This is a genomic window from Candidatus Pantoea persica (genome assembly GCF_013753875.1).
GTDB lineage: Bacteria > Pseudomonadota > Gammaproteobacteria > Enterobacterales > Enterobacteriaceae > Pantoea > Pantoea persica.
This window is the reverse complement of the sequence record NZ_SMDS01000019.1, coordinates 228,075-252,383: the sequence shown is the minus strand read 5'-3', so window position 1 is coordinate 252,383 and position 24,309 is coordinate 228,075. Positions and strand designations below refer to the sequence as shown.

Sequence of the window (24,309 nt, the reverse complement as noted above, 5' to 3'; positions counted from 1 at the left end):
AATCATCATGAAGAAAATGCGAAGATTTCAGTGAGGAATTGCAAAAGAGTATGAATTTAAAGTGAATTTGGTAGGAATTATGGATGAGTGTAAGGGTTGCGGCAGCAAAGCGGAAGGAAAATTCGCGCCGGTTTGAGCGGCGCGCGGATACAGGTGCCTGTCAGACCTCAGCCCGCCTCCTCCACCAGCATCAGGCCGGCGCGCAGCCCCGGCGCCACGTCAGAGTTAGGGAACAGCACAAATTCGCGCGCCTGCTCCACCCGATAGCGGGTCTCGCCATCCTCCGCCAGCAGCGTGCCCTGCGGAAACGCGGTGAAGTTGCGCGTCTCCGCGTCCATATGCAGCCGAAACTGCTCGCTGAGGCGGGTAATCTGCTGCGTGACCCGATAGCGGCGCGGCGCGACAGGCGCGACGGCCAGTGGCGCACCGCTCAGCAGCGCCGCCAGCGCCTGCTGCGCGGCGGCGAACTGCGTGAGGTCGTTGGCGCCGAACGGCAGCGCCTTACCCAGCTCCAGCGTGCAGCTGGCGGCAGCGAAGCGCGCGCAGCTGAAATGAGTGAAGGTGCCGCTCGGCGCATGGTGAAACACCAGCGCCTCCAGCCCCGCTGCTCCCAGCCACTGAAGAAAATCCTCCGGCCAGGGCAGCGGATTGAGCGGCAGCACGCCGAAGCGCGTATGCCAAGAGCCGCGAATGGCGGTATGCAGATCGAAATGCCAGCGCGGCAGCCCGTCGTCGGCCTGCGGCCAGAAGCGCGTCAGCGCCTGCTCCAGACGCGCGGCGCGCTGCGCCTCGTCGCAGCTTTCGATCTGCTGCCAGCGGCCGCTGAACACGCGGTTCATATCGTAACTCAGATAGCGCTTGCCGTCGCGCAGGGCGGGCGGATTGCCGAGGATCGCCAGCACGCGCTGGCGCAGCGGCAGCGCGCCGCACAGCAGCGCGTTCAGCTGCACATTGAGTATCTCCACCGGCGCCGTCTCGTTGCCGTGAATGCCCGCCGACAGCACCAGCGCCTGCTGCGGCTCCCCTTTCGGATCCAGCTGCAAAATGCCGCGATCGTGCCACTGCCAGCGCAAGTATGGGGTTTCGCCCTGGCGCTGCGCCGGCGCCTCGCCCGACAGCGTCTGCTGTAGAAAATCGTGCATGTTCTCTCCTGTATGCAATCAAGCTGCGGCTAGCGCTGGAACGCGTAGACATTGCCCAGATCGAGCAGCCGCGTCAGCTCGTCCAGCGCGTCGCGTCCCTCGCGCAGCAGCTGCGGATCGGCAAGATCCGCCTGCGTCAGACGATCGCGATAGTGGAGATCTACCCAGTTGTTCAGCTCGGCGAACAGCCTGTCGTCCATCAGCACGGCGGGATTGAGCGCCCGCAGCTCCTCCTGCGTCAGCACCACGCGCAGCCGCAGGCAGGCCGGGCCGCCGCCGTTGTGCATGCTTTCGCGCAGATCGAAGCTGCGCAGCTCGCGCACCGGGCCGTCCTGCTCCACCAGTTCGCACAGGTAGCGCCAGGCGCCGGGATGCTGGCGCGACTCTTCCGGCAGCACTAGCAGCATGCCACCGTCCGAGCGGCTCAGCAGCTGGCTGTTGAACAGATAGGTGCTGACCGCATCCGCCACCGACACGCGCGCGTCAGGCACCTCGATAGCGGCAAAGCCCGGCACGCGACGCCTGAGCGTTGCCAGCAGCGCCGGCTGGTCGACAAACGCCCGCTGATGGCAGAACAGCGCCGCGCGGTTGCTGACCGCGATCACATCATTATGAAACACGCCCTGATCGATGACGGCGGGATTCTGCTGCACGAACAGCGTCTGGCGCTCTTCCAGCTGATGCAGCCTCGCCACCGCCTGACTTGCCTGCAGCGTCTGGCGCGCGGGATAACGCCCGGGCGCGCTGCCGCCGTTGTCGTCGCGGCCGTAAACAAACAGCTGCAGGCTGCGGTCGCCATACTCTGCGCCGAGGCGGTTATGGTTCGCCGCGCCCTCGTCGCCAAACAGCGCCACCTGCGGCAGCGCGTCATGAACGGCGAAGCGCTGCGGATCGCGAAAAATGGCGCGCAGCAGCCGGGTGGTCTGCGGCGCCTCCATCGCGCGGTGAAACTTGTTGTTCAGGTTCGCCACGGTGAAATGCACCCGGCCGTCGGCGCTGTCAGCCGAGGGAGAGACGGTGGCCGCATTGGCGACCCACATCGCCGACGCGGAGCTGGCCGCCGACAGCAGCCCGGGCGCACGCTGCGCCGCCTGCGCCAGCACCTGTGCATCGCTGCCGCTAAAGCCGAGCTGGCGCAACAGCGGCAGGTTCGGCCGCTCGTGCGGCGGGATCACTCCCTGCACAAAGCCGCTGTCCGCCAGCGCCTTCATCTTCAGCAGCCCCTGCTTTGCCGCCAGGCGCGGGTTCGACGGCTGATGCTGATGGCGCGTCGAGGCCTCATTGCCGAACGAGAGTCCGGCATAGTGGTGCGTCAGGCCCACCAGCCCGTCGAAGTTGGCTTCAGTGGCGTTCATGCTTGCCCCTCGCGCGCGGAGAAATCAAGCCCCGGCGAGAGCGCGGCGGGCAGCGTCAGGTCAGGTGTTTCCAGCGACGCCATCGGCCAGGCGCAGTAGTCCGCCGCATACCAGGCGCTGGCGCGATGGTTGCCGGAGGCGCCGATGCCGCCGAACGGCGCGCTGCTCGCCGCGCCGGTCAGCGGTTTGTTCCAGTTGACAATGCCGGCGCGTGCCTTCAGCAGCAGCTGGTCGAACTGCGCGCGCGACGGCGAGATAAGGCCGCACGACAGGCCGTAGCGCGTGTCGTTGGCGAGGCGGATCGCCTCATCGAAATGGTCATAGCGAATCACGTTAAGCAGCGGACCAAACACCTCTTCATCCGGCAGCCCGCCGACCTGGGTCACGTCGATAATGCCCGGCGTCAGCAGCGCCGTGCCGTGCTGCGGGCAGCGCATCGCCAGCAGCGGCCTGCCGCCGAGCGCGACGCGCTGCTGCCACGCCTGATAAATCTTTTCCGCCGCCTCGGCAGAGATCACGCTGCCCATAAAGGGCTGCGGTTCGGCGTTCCACGCGCCGGGCTCAAGCCGCGCACTTACCTCTGTCAGACGCTGCAGAAAGGCGTTGCCCGCCGCGCCGCGCTTCACCAGCAGACGGCGCGCGCAGGTGCACCGCTGGCCGGCGGTGATAAAAGCGGACTGAATAGCGAGGTGCGCCGCCGCGTCGATATCGGCCGGATCCTCGACGATCAGCGCGTTGTTGCCGCCCATCTCCAGCGCCAGCATCTTCTCCGGCTGACCGGCGAACTGACGATGCAGCTGGTAGCCAGTGCCGGCGCAGCCGGTAAAGAGCACGCCGTCGATCTGCGCCTCCGCCGCTAGCGCTTGGCCAGTAGCACGCGCCCCCTGCAGCAGCGCCAGCACGCCGCACGGCAGTCCCGCTTCCAGCCAGAGCCGCACGGTTTTCTCCGCCGTCAGCGGCGTCAGTTCGCTCGGCTTGAACAGCACGCAGTTGCCCGCCAGCAGCGCTGGCACGATATGGCCGTTGGGCAGATGGCCGGGAAAGTTATACGGACCAAACACCGCCAGCACGCCGTGCGGACGATGGCGCAGCGAGCTTTCGCCCTCGCGCTGCTCACCGGTGCGGGTATGAAAGGCTTTCACCGAGAGGGCGACCTTATTGATCATCGCCTGCACCTCGGTCAGCGCCTCCCAGCGCGGCTTGCCGGTCTCCACGGCGATGGTCGCCGCCAGATAGGCTTTATGGCGCTCCAGCAGCGCGGCGAAGCGTTCCGCCAGCGCCTGGCGCTCGGCGAAAGGACGCCGCGCCCAGGCGGGAAACGCCGCGCGCGCCGCGGCGGCGGCCTGCGCGATCTGCGCCGCCGTGGCGGCCGCACCCTGCCACAGCATCTCGCCGAAGACCGGATCGGTTTTGCGCAGGGCATCGCCTTGGCCCGGCAGCCATTCGCCGTTAATCATCTGCGTCATGCTTTTCTCTCCTCGGCGCTTAGGGTGACGATGCGCAGGCTGTCGCCAGGTGCTACGTGCAGCGCACTGAGCTGGGCCTCATTCAGAATGACGTCGTGCTGCTCGATATGCGCAGGCAGCAGCGCGACGCGAAAACGGTGATAGTCGAGATTTGCCACCAAGCAGAGCGGCGCGCGCTCATCCGGCTCGCCGAGGGCGGCGCTGCACACGTGGCTTTTGCGAATGGCGCGGATGTCGTCGATCTCGCACTCCAGCGTCGGCCCGCCGTCAAAGATGTCGACATAGTTGCGGTAGCGAAATCCTTCTGCCTCTAGCACCGCACGCGCCGGCGCGGTTTTGGGGTGCACTTCACCGATCACCGCGCGCGCCTCGGCGGAGAGATAGTCGATATAGAGCGGGTGCTTCGGCATCAGCTCGGCGATAAAGGCCTTCTGCCCGGTGCCGCTGAGAAAGTCCGCCTGGCGAAACGCCATCGAGAAGAAGCGGCTGCCGACACTGTCCCAGAAGGGCGAGAGGCCCTCATCATCGCTGACGCCGCGCATCTCCGCCACCACGCGCTCCATAAACAAATGGCGGAAGTTAGCCATAAACAGGAAGCGCGACTTTGACAGCAGATAGCCGTTTTTGCCGTCGCGGTAGTCGGGATCGAGAAACAGGGTGCAAAGCTCGCTGCTGCCGGTATGGTCGTTGCTAAGCGACAGCGTCGGCAGCGCCGCGTAGACATTCAGCTCTTTCGAGGCGTGCACTTGGGTGCCGACGCGGAAGTTGTACCAAGGCTCCTGTAAGCCGACCGCCACCTCAATGGCGCAGATGCCGACGGCGCGGTTATCCTCGCTGTCCGCCAGCACAAACACGTAGCCCTGTTCGGCGCGCGGTAGCGCACCCTGCCAGGTTTGCAGCGCGCGCTCAATGCGCGCCTGCAGGGTTTTGCTGTCCGCCGGCAGCGAGGTCAGTCCGCCGCCGGCTTTGCCCGCCAGATCGAGCAGCTGGGGCAGATCGTCATACTCTACGGGACGAATCACCATCATGTTGTCGATCCTCGCGCCAGATGCTCGCAGGCGACGGCAAAGCGCGCCATGCCGGTGTTAACCTCCTGCTCGCTGATATTGAGCGCCGGCGCGAAGCGCACCACATTTGTGCCGGCGATCAGCACCAGCACGCCCTGCTCCGCCGCCGCCAGGCTGAACTGCTTCGCTTTACCGGCGTAGTCCTCGTTCAGCACCGCGCCGATCAGCAGTCCCAAGCCGCGCACCTCTTTAAACAGGTGCAACCGCTGGTTGATCGCCTCCAGCGCGCTGACTATCCACTGATGACGCTTGGCGACGCCCGCCAGCAGTTCAGGATGGTTAATCAGCGCCAGCACCTGGCCCGCCACCGCGCCCGCCAGAGGGTTGCCGCCGTAGGTGGTGCCGTGGGTGCCGACGCTCATCACTTGGGCCAAATCTTCGCGCGTCAGCATCGCGCCGATGGGAAAGCCGCTGCCTAGCGCTTTAGCGGTTGTCAGCACGTCCGGGGTAACGCCGTAGTGCATATAGGCATAGAGCGATCCGGTGCGGCCGACGCCGCTCTGCACCTCGTCAAAAATCAGCAGCGCCTGATGCTTATCGCACAGCGCGCGCAGGCCGCGTAAAAAGGCGGGATCGGCAGGCAGGACGCCGCCTTCGCCCTGGATCGGCTCGACGATCACTGCGCAGGTATTGTTGTCAATCAGTCGCGCCGCCGCCTCCAGGTCGTTAAAGGGGGCGTGGCGAATATCGGGCGGCAGCGGCGCGAAATCTTTTGAGTAGGCGGGCTGGCCGCCTGCCGACACGGTAAACAGGGTGCGGCCGTGAAAGGCATTATTGAAGGCGACAATGCTGCTTTTTTGCGCGCCGTAGCGATCGTGCGCCGTTTTACGCGCCAGCTTGAGCGCGGCTTCGTTGGCCTCGGCGCCGGAGTTGCAGAAAAAGACGCGGTCGGCGAAGGTGGCATCAATCAGCTGTTTCGCCAACCGCAGAATGGGTTCGTTGGTGTAGCCGTTGCCTGTATGCCACAGGCGCGCCGCCTGCTCGGTCAGCGCCTGCTGCAGCGCGGGATGGGCGTGTCCGAGGGCGTTAACGGCGATGCCGCCCGCAAAGTCGATATACGCTTTATCATGTTGATCCCAGAGGGTCGATCCCGACGCGCGCACCGGCACAAAGTTCGCCGGCGCGTAGACCGGCACCATCCATTCATCAAAATCGTGACGCGAAACCTGCAGTGACATAACTGTTTCTCCCGCTTTCCCCGCCGGCGCGCCGGTGAGTAAAGCTAATTTTTTTAAAATGTAAAATCGGGGTAAACGCAGCCCTACTCTAAATTGCAGATTGCGTGCCAGCCAAACGAATAAAAGCATAAAAGCCACGGCAAAACGTGATATCAATACGTTACATAACGTCACTATTCACTAAAAATGCATATATAGTGAATAATTTTGTTCGCGCCGCGCCTGCGCCGCATAATGCGCAGCGGATTTATGCAGTCTCCGGAGTAAGTATTGCTTTTGTGATCGCCCCTGACTTTTCCGTTCAATTTCGGGCAGCAGCTGCACTACAAAGGGGCGAGTTGCCTTCTCAACAGGCAGAACGAGAACGGCGGTTACGCGGCGTTGCGGGAGGAATAAGCGGCAGAGTGCCTGAAAATTCGACAAGTAACAGGTAAGGCGGAGAAGGCTGGAAGCGTGAGGTTCGTATCGTCGCCGGCCTGGTTTCGCCGTTTTGACAGGGCTTATTTTTGCGCGCCCGGCCGGAATTGACCGGGCGCGCAAGGTTTTATCCGACCAGCAGAGGCGTTTTTACGTCAGCCGGTAGCGCACGTCGGGGCGCAGCGGCGTCGGCAGCGTCTCCTCTTCGCCCGCCATCTCGCGCAGGCTGATCTTGATATTGGTGCAGATGGCGTCCATCGGCAGATGGTTGTTCTGGTAGCCGAAGGGCATCTCCAGCTCTTCCGCCAGGGTATCGAGCGACAGAAAGGTATAGGCGATAAACATCGACACCAGCGGCGTCATTGTAGTGCAGGTCAGGCGCCAGCGCGAACGGCAGCAGCGTGCAGAACAGATAGACGGTGCAGTGCAGCAGCAGGCCGTAGGCGAAGGGCACCGGCATGCTGTCGCTCCGCTCGCAGCCGCCCAGCACCCATTCAGCATCGTCGCCTAGCAGCCGCGTCAGAGCCGCGCGCGGATCGCTACAGCGTAGCTGATGCTTCAGGCTGTAGAAGAAGGCGAGCAGCAGCGCCTGGATTCGCGGCGCATCGTCGGGAAACAGCGCCAGCACCTGACGCTGCAGCGTGCAGCAGGCGATCAGTAGCGCGCCTCGCTGAAACGTGCAAAGCAGACGCTGTTGCGAAAGCCGAGAAAGATGGCGATCGAGACGCCGAGCAAACCAAACGGCGCCAGCGTCTGCCGGATGCCGGATGCCGGATGCCGGATGCCGGATGCCGGATGCCGGATGCCGAGCGTCTCATACCCGTTGAGCAGGGCAAGCGCCAGCAGCGACATCAGCAGGTTGAGAAACAGACGAAAAGAAATATCGGGCAGCACTGAGCCGTGCCAGGCGAACAAACGAACGAACCTGTGACGATGGGGACGAACGATCATGATGTGCAGGTGAAAAGGGATTTTGCGGCGATTCTGCGGCTTTCCCGCGCGCCGATACCTGCTGCATCTCCGCCTCCAGCGTTGCGCCGATGCCGAGGCGATCCTCGATCACCACCTGACGCAGGTAGTCGAGGCCGCCCTCCTGGTTGACCATCCAGACGCTGGTGCGTTGCAGGCGGTCGGCGGTGTGCACGTAGAACATCAAAATGCGATCGACATAGCGGATCAGCGTTTCATCGTCGAGGTCGCTGGCGAAAAGGTCGACGTGGCGTGGCTTCATGCCGCCGTTGCCGCAGACGTAGAGATTCCACCCCTTCTCGGTGGCGATGACGCCGATATCCTTGCTCTGCGCTTCGGCGCACTCGCGGGTGCAGCCAGAGACTGCCATCTTGATTTTGTGCGGTGCGCGCAGCCCTTTGTAGCGGTGCTCCAGCGCGATGGCGAAGGCGGTGGAATCCTGCACGCCGTAGCGGCACCAGCTGGAGCCGACGCAGGATTTCACCGTGCGCAGCGACTTGCCGTAGGCGTGGCCGATTTAAAAGCCCACCGCCAGCAGCGCCTCCTAGATAGCGGGCAGATGATCGAGGCGCGTGCCAAAGAGCTCGATGCGCTAGCCGCCGGTGATCTTGGTATAGAGGTAATAGCGCTCCGCCACCTCGCCGATGGCGATCAGCCCCTGCGGGGTGATCTCGCCGCCCGGCACGCGCGGCACCATGGAATAGCTGCCGTCTTTCTGGATATTGGCAAAGTAGCGATCGTTAGTGTCCTGCAGCGGCAGGTGCGCCGGCTTCAGCAGATAGTCGTTCCCGCAGGAGGCGAGCAGCGACGCCGCCAGCGGCTTGCACACCTCGCAGCCGTGGCCGCGCCCGTGCGCCGCCAGCAGCGCCTCCCAGCTTTGCAGTTCGCCGACACGGATCAGTGATAGAGCTCCTGACGCGAGTACGCGAAATGTTCGCAGATATCCTTTTTCACATCTACGCCGAGGGTCGCCAGCTAATGCTCCATCACCTGCTTCACCAGCGCCGCGCAGCCGGTGGCGGCGCGGGTGTACTGCTTCACCGCCACGCAGATGTCGCCCTTGCTGACGTTGTGGCAGCAGCAGAACTGCGCTGCTCCGGCAGCGCCTTCGACGGCGCGCCCGCCAGCGCGGGCGGGATCAGGCTCTCCGGCGCGTCGGGCAGCGCCATCTGGTTGAGCATCATCTGCAACAGCGTGCTGTAGTCGCCGCTGTCGCCCACCAGCACGCAGCCCAGCCGGGTTTTGCCCGAACCGCACACCACGATTTTTTTGTAGATGCCTTTCGGCTTGTCGGTCCATTAGAGGCTCTGACTGCCCGGGGTGAGACCGTGGGCGTCGCCGAACGAGGCGACTTCGACGCTGAGCAGCTTGAGTTTGGTGCTCATATCGGCGCAGCTGAAGGCGCTTGCCTCGCCGGCAAGATAATCTGCCAGCACGCGCGCCATCTGATAGCCGGGTGCCACCAGGCCGAAGATCTGCTTGTTCCACAGCGCGCACTCACCGATGGAGTAAATGTCATTGTCGCTAGTCTGGCAGACAGCATTGATCTCAATGCCGCCGCGCGGGCCGAGGGTTAAGTCTGCCTCGCGCGCCAGCTCGTCGCGCGGCCGGATGCCCGTTGAGAAGAGCACCAGATCGGTGTCGAGCTGTTCGTCGTCGGCGAAGCGCAGCGTCAGGCTGTGGTCCACCGCGCGCGCGATTTCTTCCGTCTGCTTCGCGGTGTGCACCTGCACGCCGTCGTCGTCCAGCGGCACCGCCATGAGGCACGGCGAGAACTCCACCACGTGGGTTTCCAGTCCGAGCTGGTGCAGCGCGTTGGCCGCCTCCAGCCCCAACAGGCCGCCGCCAATCACCACGCCGCGCCGGCTGTGGCGCGCGCAGGACGAGAGGGCGTCGAGATCGTCCAGCGTGCGGTAGACAAAGCAGCGCGCGTCGTCGTGGCCGGGAATCGGCGGCACAAAGGCGCGCGAGCCGGTGGCGAGCACCAGCCTGTCCCACGCCAGCTCGTCGCCGCGGCTGTCGCGCAGGCTGCGACGCTGGCGGTCGATGGTGACCACCTAGCAGCCGCTGCGCAGCTCAATGCTGTGTGTCGCGAAGAAATTATCCTCCACCAGCGAGAGCTCGGCGGCGCTTTTGCCGTCGAAGTAAGATGAGAGGATCGTAGGCGGGCAGCCGCTGTTCGCCGTAGACCACAATCTGGTAGCGCTGATGAAGCGTGCGCGCCACCAGCTGCTCGAGAAGTTAGTGGCTGACCATGCCGTGACCAATCACGGCTCATACCGGTTTACTCATCGTTATGCTTCCTGCAGCCGGCGGCTGCGGTTCGGGTTCGTTATCGAAAAAGGTATGTGAGCTTGTCGCGCACTGCCGCCCAGCTCGCCTGTTTGCTCGACTGCAGCTTCAGGCCGTACTCATCTCTTTTATATCTGGTTATTTCATTGATATTGTAAGAATAAAATTCGGTAAATATGATTTATCTTTGCCCTTCCTTATTTTTATCAAAAAGTAAAATGTAGTAAATTTTTACTGCGCGCGGCGGTGAAAAGTTACACCCTCTGTATTGCGATAAAAGTCCTACGCTTTCAAAACCCCGACTGGGTTTTATCAATATGCGGTTTTCACAATGAGGAAGGTGAATGACGACACATGAAAAAACGCGCCATAAAAAGAGTTTACCCTGATACTTCCCCTCGCTGCGCTTGGCGTATTGTTTTTCTTCGGCGGGCAGCAGTCGCTTCCCGTGGTGATTGGCATTAACATGCTGGCGCTGATGGCCATTCTCATCAGCACCTTTAGCGTGGTGCGCCATGCCGACGTGCTGGCGCATCGCCTCGGCGAGCCGTATGGATCGCTGATCCTTAGTCTGTCGGTGTGAGCCTGATCTCCGCGCTGATGGCCACTGGCGACGCCGAACCCGCCCTGATGCGCGATACGCTCTACATCATGATCGTCACCGGTGGGCTTTTCGCTGCTGCTGGGCGGCGGCAAGTTTGCCACCCAGTATGTCAATCTGGCGGGGGGTGAAGCAGTATCTGATCGCCATTTTTCCGCTGGCGATTTTGGTGCTGGTGTTTCCCAAAGCACTGCCGGGCGGCAATTTCACCCCGATTCAGGCGCTACTGATTGCGGCAATTTCGGCGGCGATGTACAGCGTCTTTTTGCTGATTCACCCGCACGCACCAGAACCTGTTCGTCTATGAGCATGAGGATGAGGATGACAGCGACGATGGCGACCCGCATCACGGGCAAGCCATCGGCGCACAGCAGCGTCTAGCATATCGTCTGGCTGATCGTGCATCTGATTGCGGTGATTAGCGTGACCAAGATGAACGCCAATACGCTGGAGCACCTGCTCTCTGAATTCAACGCGCCGGCGCAGTTTACTGGTTTCCTAGTGGCGCAGCTGATCCTGTCGCCGGAAGGTTGAGGAAAAAACAACAAGGAATAATGGCGCCAAGCGCTTTAAGTTTGAATTAGTTCACAATTAATTTCTTCCATAAATATAAAAATTACCCAGAAGTTTAACGATTTTTGCTCGCCGGTTTAGCCTTTATCTGTGGTGCGCCTAAACACAGCGGTTAAAAGCGGCACATCTGCCGGATTCTTCACCCTTTTCCTGCCGATTTCCGCCTCTCTGGCTTTGCAATATTGTGACTTTGTTATTGATATATCGCTAAATAGTAAAATTATGCGGAGGAAATTTCCTGAATGCCTTCTATAGTTATAAAGTAAGGCGTGGGTGTTAATACGAGCAGATTGACACACAATAAGTGTGTATCCCGATAATAAGAGATCAGGTTGGCATAAGGGTTTCTGTACTCAAATGAGAATATCTTCCGGGAGCTTCATGAGCCTTTAATTACGCTCCTTTACCTGTGCTAAAAACGAAAGGACGGGCATCGTTATGAACATATTCGATCACTATCGTCAGCGTTATGAAGCTGCCAAGGACGAAGAGTTCACACTGCAGGAATTTCTTGCCACCTGTAAGCAGGATCGCAGTGCATACGCCAACGCCGCAGAGCGACTATTGATGGCTATCGGTGAGCCAGTCATGGTCGACACCGCCCAGGAGCCACGCCTTTCTAGAATCTTCTCCAATCGCGTGATTGGCCGTTACCCGGCCTTTGAAGAGTTTTATGGCATGGAGGAAGCCATAGAGCAGATTGTCTCCTATCTGAAGCATTCCGCTCAGGGTCTGGAAGAGAAGAAACAGATCCTCTATCTGCTAGGGCCGGTAGGCGGCGGTAAATCCTCGCTGGCGGAGCGCCTGAAAGTGCTGATGCAGCGCGTGCCTATCTATGTGCTGAGCGCCGATGGCGAGCGCAGTCCGATCAACGATCATCCACTCTGCCTGTTCAACACGCAGGAAGACGCCAATATTCTCGAAAAAGAGTACGGCGTGCCGCGTCGCTATCTCGGCACCATTATGTCGCCGTGGGCAGCCAAGCGGCTGCACGAGTTCGGCGGCGATATCACCCGTTTTAAAGTCATCAAGGTCTGGCCGTCGATTCTGGAGCAGCTAGCGATCGCCAAAACCGAACCGGGCGACGAAAACAACCAGGACATCTCCGCACTGGTGGGTAAAGTGGATATCCGCAAGCTGGAAAATTACGCGCAGAACGATCCCGACGCCTATGGCTACTCCGGCGCGCTGTGCCGCGCCAACCAGGGCATCATGGAGTTCGTGGAGATGTTCAAGGCGCCGATTAAGGTGCTGCATCCGCTGCTGACCGCCACGCAGGAAGGGAACTATAACGGCACCGAGGGGATCTCCGCGCTGCCGTTTAACGGCATTATTCTCGCGCACTCCAACGAATCAGAGTGGGTGACCTTCCGCAACAACAAAAACAACGAGGCGTTTCTTGACCGCGTCTATATCGTCAAGGTGCCCTACTGCCTGCGCGTCTCCGAAGAGATCAAAATCTACGAGAAGCTGCTTAACCACAGCGAGCTGGCCACCGCGCCCTGCGCGCCCGGCACGCTGGAAACCCTGGCACGCTTCTCTATCCTGTCGCGCCTGAAGAATCCGGAAAACTCCAGCATCTACTCGAAAATGCGTGTCTATGACGGCGAGAGCCTAAAGGATACCGATCCGAAAGCGAAATCCTGGCAGGAGTATCACGACTACGCTGGTGTGGATGAAGGCATGAACGGCCTCTCTACCCGCTTCGCGTTTAAGATCCTGTCGCGCGTGTTCAACTTCGACCATACCGAAGTGGCCGCCAACCCGGTGCATCTCTTCTATGTGCTGGAGCAGCAGATTGAGCGCGATCAGTTCCCGCAGGATCAGGAGGAGAAATATCTGGAGCACCTGAAAGGCTATCTGATCCCGAAATACGCCGAGTTTATCGGCAAAGAGATCCAGACCGCCTATCTGGAGTCCTACTCTGAATATGGTCAGAATATTTTCGACCGCTACGTGACCTACGCCGACTTCTGGATCCAGGATCAGGAGTACCGCGATACCGACACCGGCCAGCTGTTCGACCGCGGGTCGCTGAACGAGGAGCTAGAAAAAATCGAAAAACCGGCCGGGATCAGCAACCCGAAAGACTTCCGCAACGAGATTGTGAACTTTGTGCTGCGTGCCCGCGCGCAAAACAACGGCCGCAACCTGAACTGGACCAGCTATGAGAAGCTGCGCACCGTGATCGAGAAGAAAATGTTCTCGAACACCGAGGAGCTACTGCCGGTTATCTCGTTCAATACCAAAACATCCACGGACGAACAGAAAAAGCACGATGATTTTGTCGATCGCATGATGGAGAAAGGCTATACCCGCAAACAGGTACGCCTGCTGTGCGAATGGTATCTGCGCGTGTGTAAATCGTCTTAATCACGTCCCGTAAGCAGGCCGATGCCCGTCATCATCGCCGATAAGGTCGGGCCACTGCTCGACCTGCTTACAACGTTTGGGGGAATGCTATGGCCTATTTCATCGATCGGCGACTCAACGGCAAGAACAAAAGCGCAGTCAACCGACAGCGCTTTTTGCGCCGCTATAAGTCGCAAATCAAGCAGTCTATCTCTGAGGCCATCAACAAGCGCTCGGTCACCGACGTCGAGAGCGGCGAGTCCGTCTCGATTCCGGTTGACGATATCAACGAACCTGTTTTCCATCAGGGGCGCGGCGGCAGTCAACATCGCGTGCATCCCGGAAACGACCATTTTATTCAGAACGACCGCATTGAGCGGCCGCAGGGCGGAGGAGGAGGCGGCGGTCAGGATGGCGAAGGTCAGGATGAGTTCGTGTTCCAGATATCCAAAGATGAGTATCTCGACCTGCTGTTTGAGGATCTGGCGCTGCCGAACCTGCGCAAGAATCAGCATCGCCAGCTCAACGAGTACAAAACCCATCGCGCCGGCTTTACCTCGAACGGCTTGCCCGCCAACATCAGCGTGGTGCGCTCGCTGCAGAATTCGCTGGCGCGACGCACCGCCATGACCGCCGGCAAGCGCCGCATGATGCACGAACTGGAAGCGGCGCTGAGCGATATCGAAAAGGCGGAGCCGGCGCAGCTGCTGGAAGAGGAGCGTCTGCGTAAGGAGATTGCCGAACTGCGCGCACGCATCGAGCGCGTGCCCTTTATCGACACCTTCGACCTGCGCTACAAAAATTTCGAGAAGCGGCCAGAGCCCTCCAGCCAGGCGGTGATGTTCTGCCTGATGGACGTCTCCGGCTCGATGGATCAGGCGACCAAGGATATGGCGAAGCGCTTTTATATTCTGCTCTATCTATTCCTGAGTCGAACCTATAAAAACGTCGACGTGGTCTATATCCGCCACCATACCCAGGCGAAAGAGGTGGATGAACAGGAGTTCTTCTACTCGCAGGAAACGGGTGGCACAATCGTCTCCAGCGCACTGAAGCTGATGGATGAGGTGGTGAAAGAGCGCTACGATCCGGCGCAGTGGAACATCTACGTGGCGCAGGCTTCGGACGGTGATAACTGGGCGGACGATTCGCCGCTGTGTCACGAGATTCTAGCGAAGAATATTTTGCCGGTGGTACGCTACTACAGCTATATCGAAATTACCCGTCGTGCCCACCAGACGCTGTGGCGTGAATATGGACATCTGCAGGCGATGTTCGACAATTTTGCCATCCAGCATATTCGCGAGCCGGAGGATATCTATCCGGTGTTCCGCGAGCTGTTTCACAAACAGGCAGCGGAAGCCTGATGCACCAGGCCGGTCGCCGACCGGCTTTTTTTATTTGATAGCCTGAATACCTGCTAAAATACCCGCCATAAAGCCTCTTGACGAACAACGCGTTTTTTTTGCACATTATTATTGCGTCCGCAACGCAAATTCATTTCGCATAATAGGGGGTAGCGCACTGACAACCCACTGATTAAGCGTTATCTTTTTCAGATGCCCGGCTATTCCTCGCGCCAGCCTTCACATTATCGTCGTAATTGCAGGAGACCTCATTGAACAACAACATTGCCTACAGCCTGTTTATCATTGGTTCTGTGCTGGTTGCGTCAAGCATCTTACTCAGCTCGTTTTCATCCCGCCTCGGCATTCCTATTCTGGTCATCTTTCTGGCGTTAGGCATGCTGACCGGCATTGACGGCATCGGCGGCATCGCGTTTGACAATTACCCCGCCGCCTACCTGATTTCCAACCTGGCGCTGGCGGTGATCCTACTGGACGGCGGCATGCGCACCAAGGCCAGCTCGTTCAAGGTGTCGCTGGGGCCGGCGCTGTCGCTGGCGACCGTCGGCGTCATGATCACCGCCGGGTTGACCGGCGTGGTGGCCGCCTGGCTGTTCCGCCTCGATATGATGCAGGGTTTTCTGATCGGCGCCATTATTGGCTCCACCGATGCCGCGGCAGTGTTTTCGCTGCTTGGCGACAAGGGGCTGAACGAGCGCGTCAGTTCAACGCTGGAGATCGAGTCCGGCAGCAACGACCCGATGGCGGTGTTTCTCACCATCACGCTGATTGAGATGATTCAGAAGGGGGAAACCGGGCTGGACTGGATGTTCCTGGTGCATCTGTTGCAGCAGTTCGGCCTCGGCATCGTGCTGGGGCTAGGCGGCGGCTGGACGCTGCAGCAGGGCATCAACCGCATCAGCCTCGCCCCCGGGCTCTATCCGCTGCTGGCGCTGAGCGGCGGCATTCTGGTGTTTGCCCTGACCACCATGCTGGAAGGCAGCGGTATTCTGGCGGTTTACCTGTGTGGCTTCCTGCTCGGCAACAGCCCTATCCGTAACCGTCACGGGATTTTGCAGACCTTCGACGGCATGGCTTGGCTCAGCCAGATCGGCATGTTTATTGTGCTTGGCCTGCTGGTGACTCCGTCGGACCTGTGGCATATCGCTGTGCCGGCAATGATCCTGTCGCTGTGGCTGATTCTGGTGGCGCGTCCGCTATCTATCTTGGTGGGCCTGCTGCCGTTTCGCGGCTTTACCGGGCGCGAGCGCATTTTTATCAGCTGGGTCGGCCTGCGCGGCGCGGTGCCGATCATTCTCGCCGTTTTCCCGATGATGGCCGGGCTGGAGAACGCCTCGCTCTACTTTAATATCGCCTTTTTCGTGGTGCTAGTTTCGCTAATGCTGCAGGGCACCTCGCTCGGCTTCGCCGCGAAAAAAGCCAGGGTGGTGGTGCCGCCGACGGCATCGCCTGTCAGCCGCGTCGGGCTCGATATTCACCCGGAAAATCCCTGGGAGCAATTTGTCTACCAGCTGAGCGCCGACAAATGGTGCGTCGGCGCGGTGCTGCGCGACCTGCAGCTACCGCGGGAAACCCGCATCGCGGCGCTGTTTCGCGATAATGTCCTGATGCATCCCAACGACAATACGCGCCTGAAAGAGGGCGACGTAATCTGCGTGATCGGCCGCGAGCGCGACCTGCCCGCGTTGGGCAAGATGTTCAGCCAGACGCCGCCCGTGTCGCTAGATCAGCGCTTTTTCGGCGACTTTATTCTCGACGCCGACGCGCGCCTGCGCGACGTGGCGCAGATTTACGGGCTGGAGCTGGACGAAGAGACCAACGATCAGCAGTCGCTGGGCCAGCTGGTGATGAGCATGCTTGGCGGCGCGCCGGTGGTGGGCGATCAGGTGGAGTGGAACCATCTCACCTGGACGGTGGCAGAAAAAGAGGATAACCGCATCGTTAAAATTGGGGTGCGCGTGACGGAAGAGCGAGAATAATCTGACCGGATGCGGCTCGATATTCCAGCGGAAACAGCTATGCTGAGTATTTGACCTAGAAAACGGGAGAGCATTATGGCACACATTGTAAAAATTGGTCGCTACGAGATTATCGATGCCGAGCTGGACAGCGATAATCTGCAGACTGCCACCATTCCCTGCCAGACAAGTCCCACTTTAAGCTATCAGCTTGACGGTTGGGATCATGATACCCGCGTACCGGCCTGGATTGATGGCGAACCGGTAGATTTGCAAATAGCGCATTACGATAAACAGCAAGACCAGTGGGTATTAAAAAAACCTGCCTGATCCGCTTATTTCACCGCCAGCGCCAACTTCTGGCGATGATTCCGAAAAGCACTCCGAAAAAAACGCCCCCTTTTCAGCTGGCCTCCTTATTTTTTATATCTAGTTTCAAGGATATATAATAGAAAATTTTTAGGCAAAAGAAAAGATTTTCAGAGTTGTTCAGTATTAACTCTGTCAAATATCTCCTGCATAACCGTTGCTGAAGATCTTCGTGATTACTGTTACGTAAATGTTTTATCTCCGCACTGCAGCCTATATGGCTCTAACGACTGTTATGTACTGAAAACAAATTCTTTTGGTTTTCAGTTGTCCACTCCTGAGCGCGAACTTGATTCTGGTCAGGCCATTTTTTACTTGAGAAAAAAGAGAGCAGGTTTTATGGCAAGTACGTTAGTGATGAATAATGCGAACCTCTCCTAGAGCAGTACGCGAAAAAATATCCTCGCAAAGCTTGCACTGAGCTTTTCCGACCTAGTTGCGTTAAATCTGGCGCTGTTTTTATCTGCGGCAACCATCCAAGGAGTTTGGGGCGATCTTGATGCCTTTATTCCGCCCCACCAGATTGAATATCGTTTTATTGCGCAGTTTGCGCTTTCCGTATTGTGCACCGCCTATTTCTGGATGCGCATGCGGCACTACACCTACCGCAAACCCTTTTGGTTCGAACTGAAAGAGCATGGTCTGGTTCTTTAACTGGAGCTATGCGCTGCTGCCGCTGATGCGCGCGGTGGTCAAGCGCGCCGGATAGTGGCAAAAAGAGACCATCATTATTGGTTCAGGCAAAAACGCCATGGAAGCCTATGCGGTGCTGCAGAGCGAAGAGATCCTCGGCTACAACGTGCAGGCCTTTATCAGCAACGAGAGGGCGATCGTCCCGCCTCTGTCAACGGCGTGCCGGTGATCGCTCAGCAGGATATCAACTGGCAGACCATCGACCGGGAAAACGTGCAGTTCATTGTGCCCACTAAGTTTGAACAGCAGGCGGTGCGCGATAGCTGGCTGAAGTTCCTGTCGAAGCTGAACTGCCGCTCGATTTCGCTGATCCCTACCCTGCGCAGCGTGCCACTCTACGGCACCGATATGTCGTTTATCTTCAGCCATGAGGTGATGATCCTGTGCGTCAGCAACAGCTTGGCTAAACGCTCCTCGCGTCTGCTGAATTGCGGCTTTGACATTATCGTCGTCTCGCTATTGCTGCTGTTCCTCGCGCCGGTGTTCGGCCAGCTCTGCTATATGGTGAAGCGCGACGGCGGCAACGCCATCTACGGCCACGAGCGCGTAGGCCAGAACGGCAAGAAGTTCAAATGCCTGAAGTTCCGCTCGATGGTGACCAACGCCAAAGAGGTGCTGGAGCAGCTGCTGGACACCAGCGCTGAGGCGCGCACCGAATGGGATAAAGATTTCAAGCCGAAAAAGGATCCGCGCATTACCCAAATCGGCGGTTTCCTGCGCAAAACCAGCCTGGACGAGCTGCCTCAGCTGTTGAACGTTATCCGCGGCGAAATGAGCCTGGTGGGAACGCGTCCGGTGATCGAGGCAGAGCTGGAGCGCGACGCCGTCGACGTCGACTACTACCTGATGGCGAAGCCGGGCATGACGGGCCTGTGGCAGGTCAGCGGTCGCAACGATATCGACTATGATACCCGCGTCTATTTCGACTCCTGGTATGTGAAGAACTGGGCGCTGTGGACCGATATCGCCATTCTGTTCAAAACTGCCGGCGTGGTGCTGCGTCGCGACGGTGCTTACTGATAGTCTCCCCGATGCCCGCCGCGACGGCGGGCATCACAATTTCCCCTTTCCTTTTCGTTCCTGACTCATTACCCTTCCCGCTTGTTTTTAACAGGACGTTTACCCTCTGATCTTTATGCAAAAATTTACCCTGATGCTGTTAAGCCTGGTGCTGCTGGCGCCGCTGGGCATCGATCTCTATCTCCCTACCCTGCCGGACATCGCTCAGGGTCTGCATACCCCGGTCAGTTTGATTCAGACCACAATTCCGCTCTTTTTGCTGGTAATGGGGCTGGGACAGCTGGTTACCGGTCCGCTAGTGGATAACAACGGCCGCAAACTGGTGGCGCTGGCGGGGCTAGCGCTCTACGTGCTCGGCAGCGCGGTGGCCGCCACTGCCAGTAGCTGGCCGATGTTTTTCTCGGCGCGGCTGATCCAGGACTGCGCGGTCTGCTGCAGCGCCGTGGTCGCCTTTAGCAGCGTGCGCGATCGCCTGAGCGGCGATGAGGCGGCGCGCGCCGTTCTGGTTTCTGTGCGGCTACGGCGCGCTTATCGCGCTGATCGTCGCGCGCTGGCTGCCGGAGACGCGCCCGGCCGATACGCTGCGGGTAAAGGGTCTGCCGCTGGCGCAGTACGTCGCCATTCTGCGCCAGCCGCGCTTTCTCGCCTCCGCCAATGCGGGTGCGCTCGGTATGGTGCTGACCTATGTGTCGCTCGCTCCGCAGGTGCTGATGACCGAAGTGACCATGTTGCTCGGCGCCCTGCTGCTGTTGGCCGGGATGCAGCTGTTTCCTCTCGGCCTGCAAACGCACTGGGCGCTCTATATGTTGCCGGTCGCGGTTTCCGTGGCGGCTCTGGCCTTTACCGTCGGCCCCGCTACCAGCTATGCGCTGGAGCCTTACCAGCAGCAGGCGGGCGTCGCGGCGGCGCTGCAGGGCTTTATTCAGATGGAGGGTGGCGCAGCGGGTAGCCTGCTGATCGTCATGTTGCCCGTGGCGGAGAAAAGCGCGCTGGCGCTACTCGCCTGGCGCTGCAGCAGCAAGATGCACGGTTCGCTGACCGTGCTTAAATAACCTCAACCCGCACGCGCGGCGCCAGCGCGCACATCAGCTCATAGCCTACCGTGCCGGCCGCCTGCGCCACCCGATCGATTTTCACCTGCTTACCCCACAGTTCGACCTTCGAGCCGATGCCGGCCTGCGGACAGGGCGTCAAATCCACGGTGATCATGTCCATCGAAACGGCGCCGACCACCTGCGTCATCACCCCGTCGACGCACACCGGCGTGCCGTTGGGCGCATGGCGCGGATAGCCGTCGGCATAGCCGCAGGCCACCACCCCGATGCGCTGCGCCTGCGAGACGCGATAGCGGTAGCCGTAGCCGACGCCGTCGCCGGGGCTGAGCTGCTGAATGCCGATGATTTCGCTGGCGAGCGTCATTACCGGCTTTAGACCAGTGCTGGCGATATCCTGCCAGTCGCCGCTGGGCGAGGCGCCGTAGAGAATAATGCCGGGACGAACCCAGTCGTGGTGCGCTTCAGGATGCCAGAGCGTACAGGCGGAGTTAGAGAGCGAGCGCGGCAGCGACAGCCCCTCCGCCGCGCGCGCGATGCGCTGCAGCGGTTCCGTCAGCCCGTCGGGATTTTCTGCGTCGGCAAAGTGCGCCATCAGGGTGATATCGCCGACGGCGGGTAAGGTGCGCAGCTTCTGAAAGGCGGAGTGAACCTGCTCAGGTCGAAAACCGAGGCGATTCATGCCGCTGTTGATCTTCAGGTAGATATAGATCGGCGCAGCAAGCTGCGCCTCCGCCAGCGCCTTGATCTGCCAGTTGCTGTGCACGCTGATGGTCAGGCGATAGCGATCGATCAGCGCTAAATCCGCCGGCTGAAAAAAGCCCTCCAGCAGCAGAATGGGTTTTCGCCAGCCGCCATCGCGCAGCAGCATCGCCTCTTCCATGTTCAGCAGGGCGAAGCCGTCGGTCTCTGCCAGGCTTTCCCAGACGCGGGCCAGACCATGGCCGTAGGCGTTGGCTTTGACCACCGACCAAACGCGCGCATCAGGCGCCGCCCGGCGCGCAATCGCCAGATTATGCCGCAGCGCCTGCCGGTTTATGGTAGCGCAAACTGGACGTGACATTCTCTCTCCCTGAAGGTTAATGCGAGGCGTTCGCGTTGTTTAATGGTGACGAAGACGGCGTAAAGCGGGGCAGATAGCGGAACACTGACAGGTCGTCAGCGGCGATCGCCGGCGTTTTGCCGCTCATCACATCGGCCAACAGCTGGCCGGAACCGCAGGCCATGGTCCAGCCGAGGGTGCCGTGTCCGGTGTTGAGATAGAGATTGCTGAGCGGCGTCTGGCCGACAATCGGCGTTCCGTCTGGCGTCATAGGGCGCAGGCCGCTCCAGAAGCTGGCCTGTTCAATATGACCGCCTTCAGGATAGAGATTCCGCACCACCATCTCCAGCGTTTCCCGCCGTGCCGGTAAGAGTTTGTTGTTAAAACCAACAATCTCCGCCATGCCGCCGACGCGGATGCGGTTATCGAAGCGGGTCACCGCCACTTTGTAGGTTTCATCCAGAATGGTGGAGCGCGGCGCGGCGGCCGGATCCTTGACCGGAATGGTGAGCGAGTAGCCTTTCAGCGGATAGACCGGAATGTCGAGGACGTGGTTCAGCAGCGCGGTAGAGTAGGAGCCAAAGGCCACCACGTAACTGTCGCCTTTGATGATCTCTTTGCCGCAGCGCACGCCGTAGATGCGGTTGCCGTCGCGCAGCAGCTGATCCACCGGGGTATTGAAGCGAAACACCCCCCCCACCTCCTGCGCCATTTGCGCCAGCTTCTGGGTAAAAAGTTGGCAGTCGCCGGTTTCGTCATTGGGTAGACGCAGGCCGCCGGTCAGCTTGTGCTGCGTTGCCGCCAGCGCCGGCTCCACGCGCGCCAGCTCATTCGCCTGCAGCAGCTCATAGGGCACGCCCGCCTCGCGCAGCACCTCGATATCTTTACTGGAGTTGTCGAACTGCTGCTGGGTGCGAAACAGCTGCAGCGTGCCGCCCTGTCGCCCTTCATAGGCGATGCCGGTCTCTTCCCGCAGCGCCTTCAGGCAGTCGCGGCTGTATTCCGCAATGCGCACCATGCGGCTTTTGTTCTGCTGATAGTGCTGCATGTCGCAGTTGCGCAGCATGTTCCACATCCATTCCAGCTGAAAGCGGCTGCCGTCCAGCCGGATGGCCAGCGGCGCATGGCGCTGGAACATCCACTTGATCGCCTTGAGCGGCACGCCCGGCGCCGCCCAGGGCGCCGCATAGCCGGGTGAAATCTGTCCGGCATTGCCGGCGCTGGTTTCCAGCGCCGCGCCAGGCTGGCGATCGATCACCGTTACCTGATGGCCGGCGCGCGCCAGATACCAGGCGCTCGCCACGCCTGCTACTCCACTTCCCAGAATCACTATGTGCATATTGCCCTCACTCACCATATCATCAGCATAAACCACTACACTAAAGGGTAAGTCCAGCGTATTAACACCTGCCAGCAAACGCCCTTATACAGTTAACATATTTCACATGTTTTCCTCATTTACGGGCACTAGAATCCTCTGCCAGAATAAAATCAGTAACTTATCGCTTTTTTCCGTTTATAGCAGTTAATCATAGCGCAACCGCCAATTTTCATTTGTTTCGGCAGAATACGCCGACGCCATGCAACCTACTTATAAACGCTATTTTGTACTGCCTTTTTGCCTATCAGCCCGTTTTCACGCTGCCAGACTGTTAAAGGGCGCTTTCAGGATGATTTTGTGCGGAATAATTCCATTGTGTTCCGTCAACGGATGGGCGACTGTAGGCTATCATTGAAGTGTTCACTCCGTTTTTGGGGTTCTCTTTCTTAGGTTCTTAGGGATGAGTCTTGAAATTACCGGAACCGGCGGCCCCGCTCGGGCTGGCCTGTTTGCAAAACAGAGGTGCGCTATGACGACAATCTTTGACGATCCGATTAAGGACAGCAAACGACTCAGCGATGGACCGGACTGGACATTTGAACTACTGGATATCTACCTTGCGGAAATTGACCGCGTAGCCAAACTCTACCGACTCGATACCTATCCCCACCAGATTGAAGTCATTACCTCTGAGCAGATGATGGACGCCTACTCCAGCGTCGGCATGCCCATCAACTACGCCCACTGGTCGTTCGGCAAGAAGTTTATCGAAACCGAGCAGCACTATAAGCATGGTCAGCAAGGGCTGGCCTATGAGATTGTCATCAACTCTAACCCCTGTATCGCCTACCTGATGGAAGAGAACACCATGACCATGCAGGCGCTGGTGATGGCACACGCCGGTTACGGCCACAACTCTTTCTTTAAAAATAACTGTCTGTTCCGCAGCTGGACCGACGCCAGCTCCATCGTCGACTACCTGCTGTTCGCGAAGAAGTATATTTCCGACTGCGAGGAGCGGTACGGCGTGGAAGAGGTCGAGCGACTGCTGGACTCCTGTCACGCGCTGATGAACTACGGCGTCGATCGCTACAAGCGGCCGCAAAAGATTTCGCTGCAGGAAGAGAAAGCGCGGCAAAAGAGCCGCGAAGAGTATCTGCATAGCCAGGTGAACACGCTGTGGCGTACCCTGCCGCGCCGCGAAAAAGAGGCGGTGCACGTCGAGGCGGCGCGCTATCCGTCGGAGCCGCAGGAAAATTTGCTCTATTTTATGGAGAAGAACGCGCCGCTGCTGGAGCCGTGGCAGCGCGAGATCCTTCGTATCGTGCGAAAGGTGAGCCAGTATTTCTATCCGCAGAAGCAGACGCAGGTGATGAACGAAGGCTGGGCGACCTTCTGGCACTACACCATCCTCAATCATCTTTACGACGAGGGGAAGGTGTCGGAGCGCTTTATGATGGAGTTCCTTCACAGCCATACCAATGTGGTGTTTCAGCCGGCCTATAACAGCCCGTGGTATAACGGCATCAACCCCTATGCGCTAGGTTTTGCCATGTTCCAGGATATCAAGCGCATCTGTCAGTCGCCTACAGAAGAGGATCGCTACTGGTTCCCGGATATCGCCGGCTCCGACTGGCTGGAGACGATGCATTTCGCGATGCGCGAATTCAAGGATGAGAGCTTTATCAGCCAGTTCCTGTCGCCCAAGGTGATGCGCGATTTCCGCCTGTTCACCGTGCTTGACGACGATCGCAATAACTATCTGGAGATCGCCGCCATTCACGACGAGGCGGGCTACCGCGCGATACGTCAGCAGCTCTCCGCACAGTACAATCTGAGCAATCTGGAGCCGAATATCCAAGTGTACAACGTCGATTTACGCGGCGATCGATCGCTAACGCTGCGCTATGTGCCGCAGACGCGCACGCCGCTCGACAAGAGCCGCCGCGAAGTGCTGAAGCACGTGCATCGGCTATGGGGTTTTGATGTCAATCTGGAGCAGCAGAGCGAGGATAGCAGCGTCGAGCTGCTGGACCGCTGTCAAACACGCGGCAATGGGCTGTAAAGGATAACCG

12 protein-coding genes and 6 pseudogenes are annotated in these 24,309 nt (G+C 59.5%); 8 read left to right on the top strand and 10 right to left on the bottom strand.

All coding sequences use genetic code 11. The features are described 5' to 3' along the window. Nucleotides 1–167: 167 nt before the first annotated feature. The 7 genes and pseudogenes from astE to nirB form a co-directional block, all read right to left on the bottom strand. Entirely contained in the window at nucleotides 168–1,142 is a 975-nt protein-coding gene (astE, locus tag EIO60_RS11955; protein ID WP_258576914.1) for a succinylglutamate desuccinylase, read from the bottom strand. A gap of 29 nt (nucleotides 1,143–1,171) precedes the next feature. After that, entirely contained in the window at nucleotides 1,172–2,497 is a 1,326-nt protein-coding gene (astB, locus tag EIO60_RS11950) for an N-succinylarginine dihydrolase (protein WP_258576913.1), read from the bottom strand. Continuing rightward, on the bottom strand, nucleotides 2,494–3,963 hold the full coding sequence (gene astD, locus EIO60_RS11945) for a succinylglutamate-semialdehyde dehydrogenase (RefSeq protein WP_258576912.1): 1,470 nt from the start codon (nucleotides 3,961–3,963) through the stop codon (nucleotides 2,494–2,496). The genes astB and astD overlap by 4 nt, the downstream gene beginning before the upstream one ends. Continuing rightward, nucleotides 3,960–4,991 (bottom strand): arginine N-succinyltransferase, encoded by a 1,032-nt coding sequence (gene astA / locus EIO60_RS11940; protein ID WP_258576911.1) that lies wholly within the window; start codon nucleotides 4,989–4,991, stop codon nucleotides 3,960–3,962. The genes astD and astA overlap by 4 nt, the downstream gene beginning before the upstream one ends. After that, nucleotides 4,988–6,208: an aspartate aminotransferase family protein gene (locus tag EIO60_RS11935; protein WP_258576910.1), complete on the bottom strand. Its 1,221-nt coding sequence runs from the start codon at nucleotides 6,206–6,208 to the stop codon at nucleotides 4,988–4,990. The genes astA and EIO60_RS11935 overlap by 4 nt, the downstream gene beginning before the upstream one ends. Nucleotides 6,209–6,775: 567 nt before the next feature. Beyond that, a pseudogene (locus tag EIO60_RS11930) lies at nucleotides 6,776–7,576 on the bottom strand (bestrophin family protein). A 55-nt stretch (nucleotides 7,577–7,631) separates the two neighbouring features. Next, nucleotides 7,632–9,850: pseudogene (gene nirB, locus EIO60_RS11925) on the bottom strand (nitrite reductase large subunit NirB); the annotation flags it as partial. Nucleotides 9,851–10,230: 380 nt separating this feature from the next. On the opposite strand from nirB, the pseudogene EIO60_RS11920 reads away from it, so the two are divergent. The 4 genes and pseudogenes from EIO60_RS11920 to EIO60_RS11905 form a co-directional block, all read left to right on the top strand. Then, a pseudogene (locus tag EIO60_RS11920) lies at nucleotides 10,231–11,018 on the top strand (sodium-potassium/proton antiporter ChaA); the annotation flags it as partial. Nucleotides 11,019–11,498: 480 nt separating this feature from the next. Continuing rightward, nucleotides 11,499–13,433 (top strand): PrkA family serine protein kinase, encoded by a 1,935-nt coding sequence (locus EIO60_RS11915; protein WP_258576909.1) that lies wholly within the window; start codon nucleotides 11,499–11,501, stop codon nucleotides 13,431–13,433. Between the two features lie 89 nt (nucleotides 13,434–13,522). Then, nucleotides 13,523–14,779, top strand: coding sequence for a YeaH/YhbH family protein (locus tag EIO60_RS11910; RefSeq protein WP_258576908.1), 1,257 nt, complete (start codon nucleotides 13,523–13,525; stop codon nucleotides 14,777–14,779). Nucleotides 14,780–15,030: 251 nt separating this feature from the next. Next, the gene (locus tag EIO60_RS11905; RefSeq protein WP_258576907.1) at nucleotides 15,031–16,758 is read left to right on the top strand and encodes a potassium/proton antiporter; all 1,728 of its coding nucleotides are present in this window, start codon (nucleotides 15,031–15,033) and stop codon (nucleotides 16,756–16,758) included. Here the strand turns inward: EIO60_RS11905 and EIO60_RS17310 are convergent. Beyond that, nucleotides 16,699–16,842 (bottom strand): annotated as a pseudogene (locus tag EIO60_RS17310) (hypothetical protein); the annotation flags it as partial. The gene EIO60_RS11905 and the pseudogene EIO60_RS17310 sit on opposite strands and share 60 nt — an antisense overlap. Between EIO60_RS17310 and EIO60_RS11900 the strand changes: the two are divergent. The 3 genes and pseudogenes from EIO60_RS11900 (at nucleotide 16,834) to EIO60_RS11890 (ending at nucleotide 19,871) form a co-directional block, all read left to right on the top strand. Next, entirely contained in the window at nucleotides 16,834–17,067 is a 234-nt protein-coding gene (locus EIO60_RS11900; protein ID WP_258576906.1) for a DUF1480 family protein, read from the top strand. The pseudogene EIO60_RS17310 and the gene EIO60_RS11900 overlap by 9 nt on opposite strands. Before the next feature lie 438 nt (nucleotides 17,068–17,505). Beyond that, nucleotides 17,506–18,819, top strand: a pseudogene (gene wbaP, locus EIO60_RS11895) (undecaprenyl-phosphate galactose phosphotransferase WbaP). A gap of 115 nt (nucleotides 18,820–18,934) precedes the next feature. Beyond that, a pseudogene (locus EIO60_RS11890) lies at nucleotides 18,935–19,871 on the top strand (MFS transporter). Here the strand turns inward: EIO60_RS11890 and dadX are convergent. Together dadX and EIO60_RS11880 are read right to left on the bottom strand one after the other, a co-directional pair. Further along, entirely contained in the window at nucleotides 19,864–20,934 is a 1,071-nt protein-coding gene (gene dadX / locus EIO60_RS11885; RefSeq protein ID WP_258576905.1) for a catabolic alanine racemase DadX, read from the bottom strand. The pseudogene EIO60_RS11890 and the gene dadX overlap by 8 nt on opposite strands. 16 nt (nucleotides 20,935–20,950) lie before the next feature. Further along, complete coding sequence (locus EIO60_RS11880) at nucleotides 20,951–22,252, bottom strand: D-amino acid dehydrogenase (RefSeq protein ID WP_258576904.1); 1,302 nt, start codon at nucleotides 22,250–22,252, stop codon at nucleotides 20,951–20,953. 511 nt (nucleotides 22,253–22,763) lie between these two features. Between EIO60_RS11880 and EIO60_RS11875 the strand changes: the two genes are divergently transcribed. After that, nucleotides 22,764–24,299, top strand: coding sequence for a SpoVR family protein (locus tag EIO60_RS11875; RefSeq protein WP_258576903.1), 1,536 nt, complete (start codon nucleotides 22,764–22,766; stop codon nucleotides 24,297–24,299). Nucleotides 24,300–24,309: the final 10 nt, after the last annotated feature.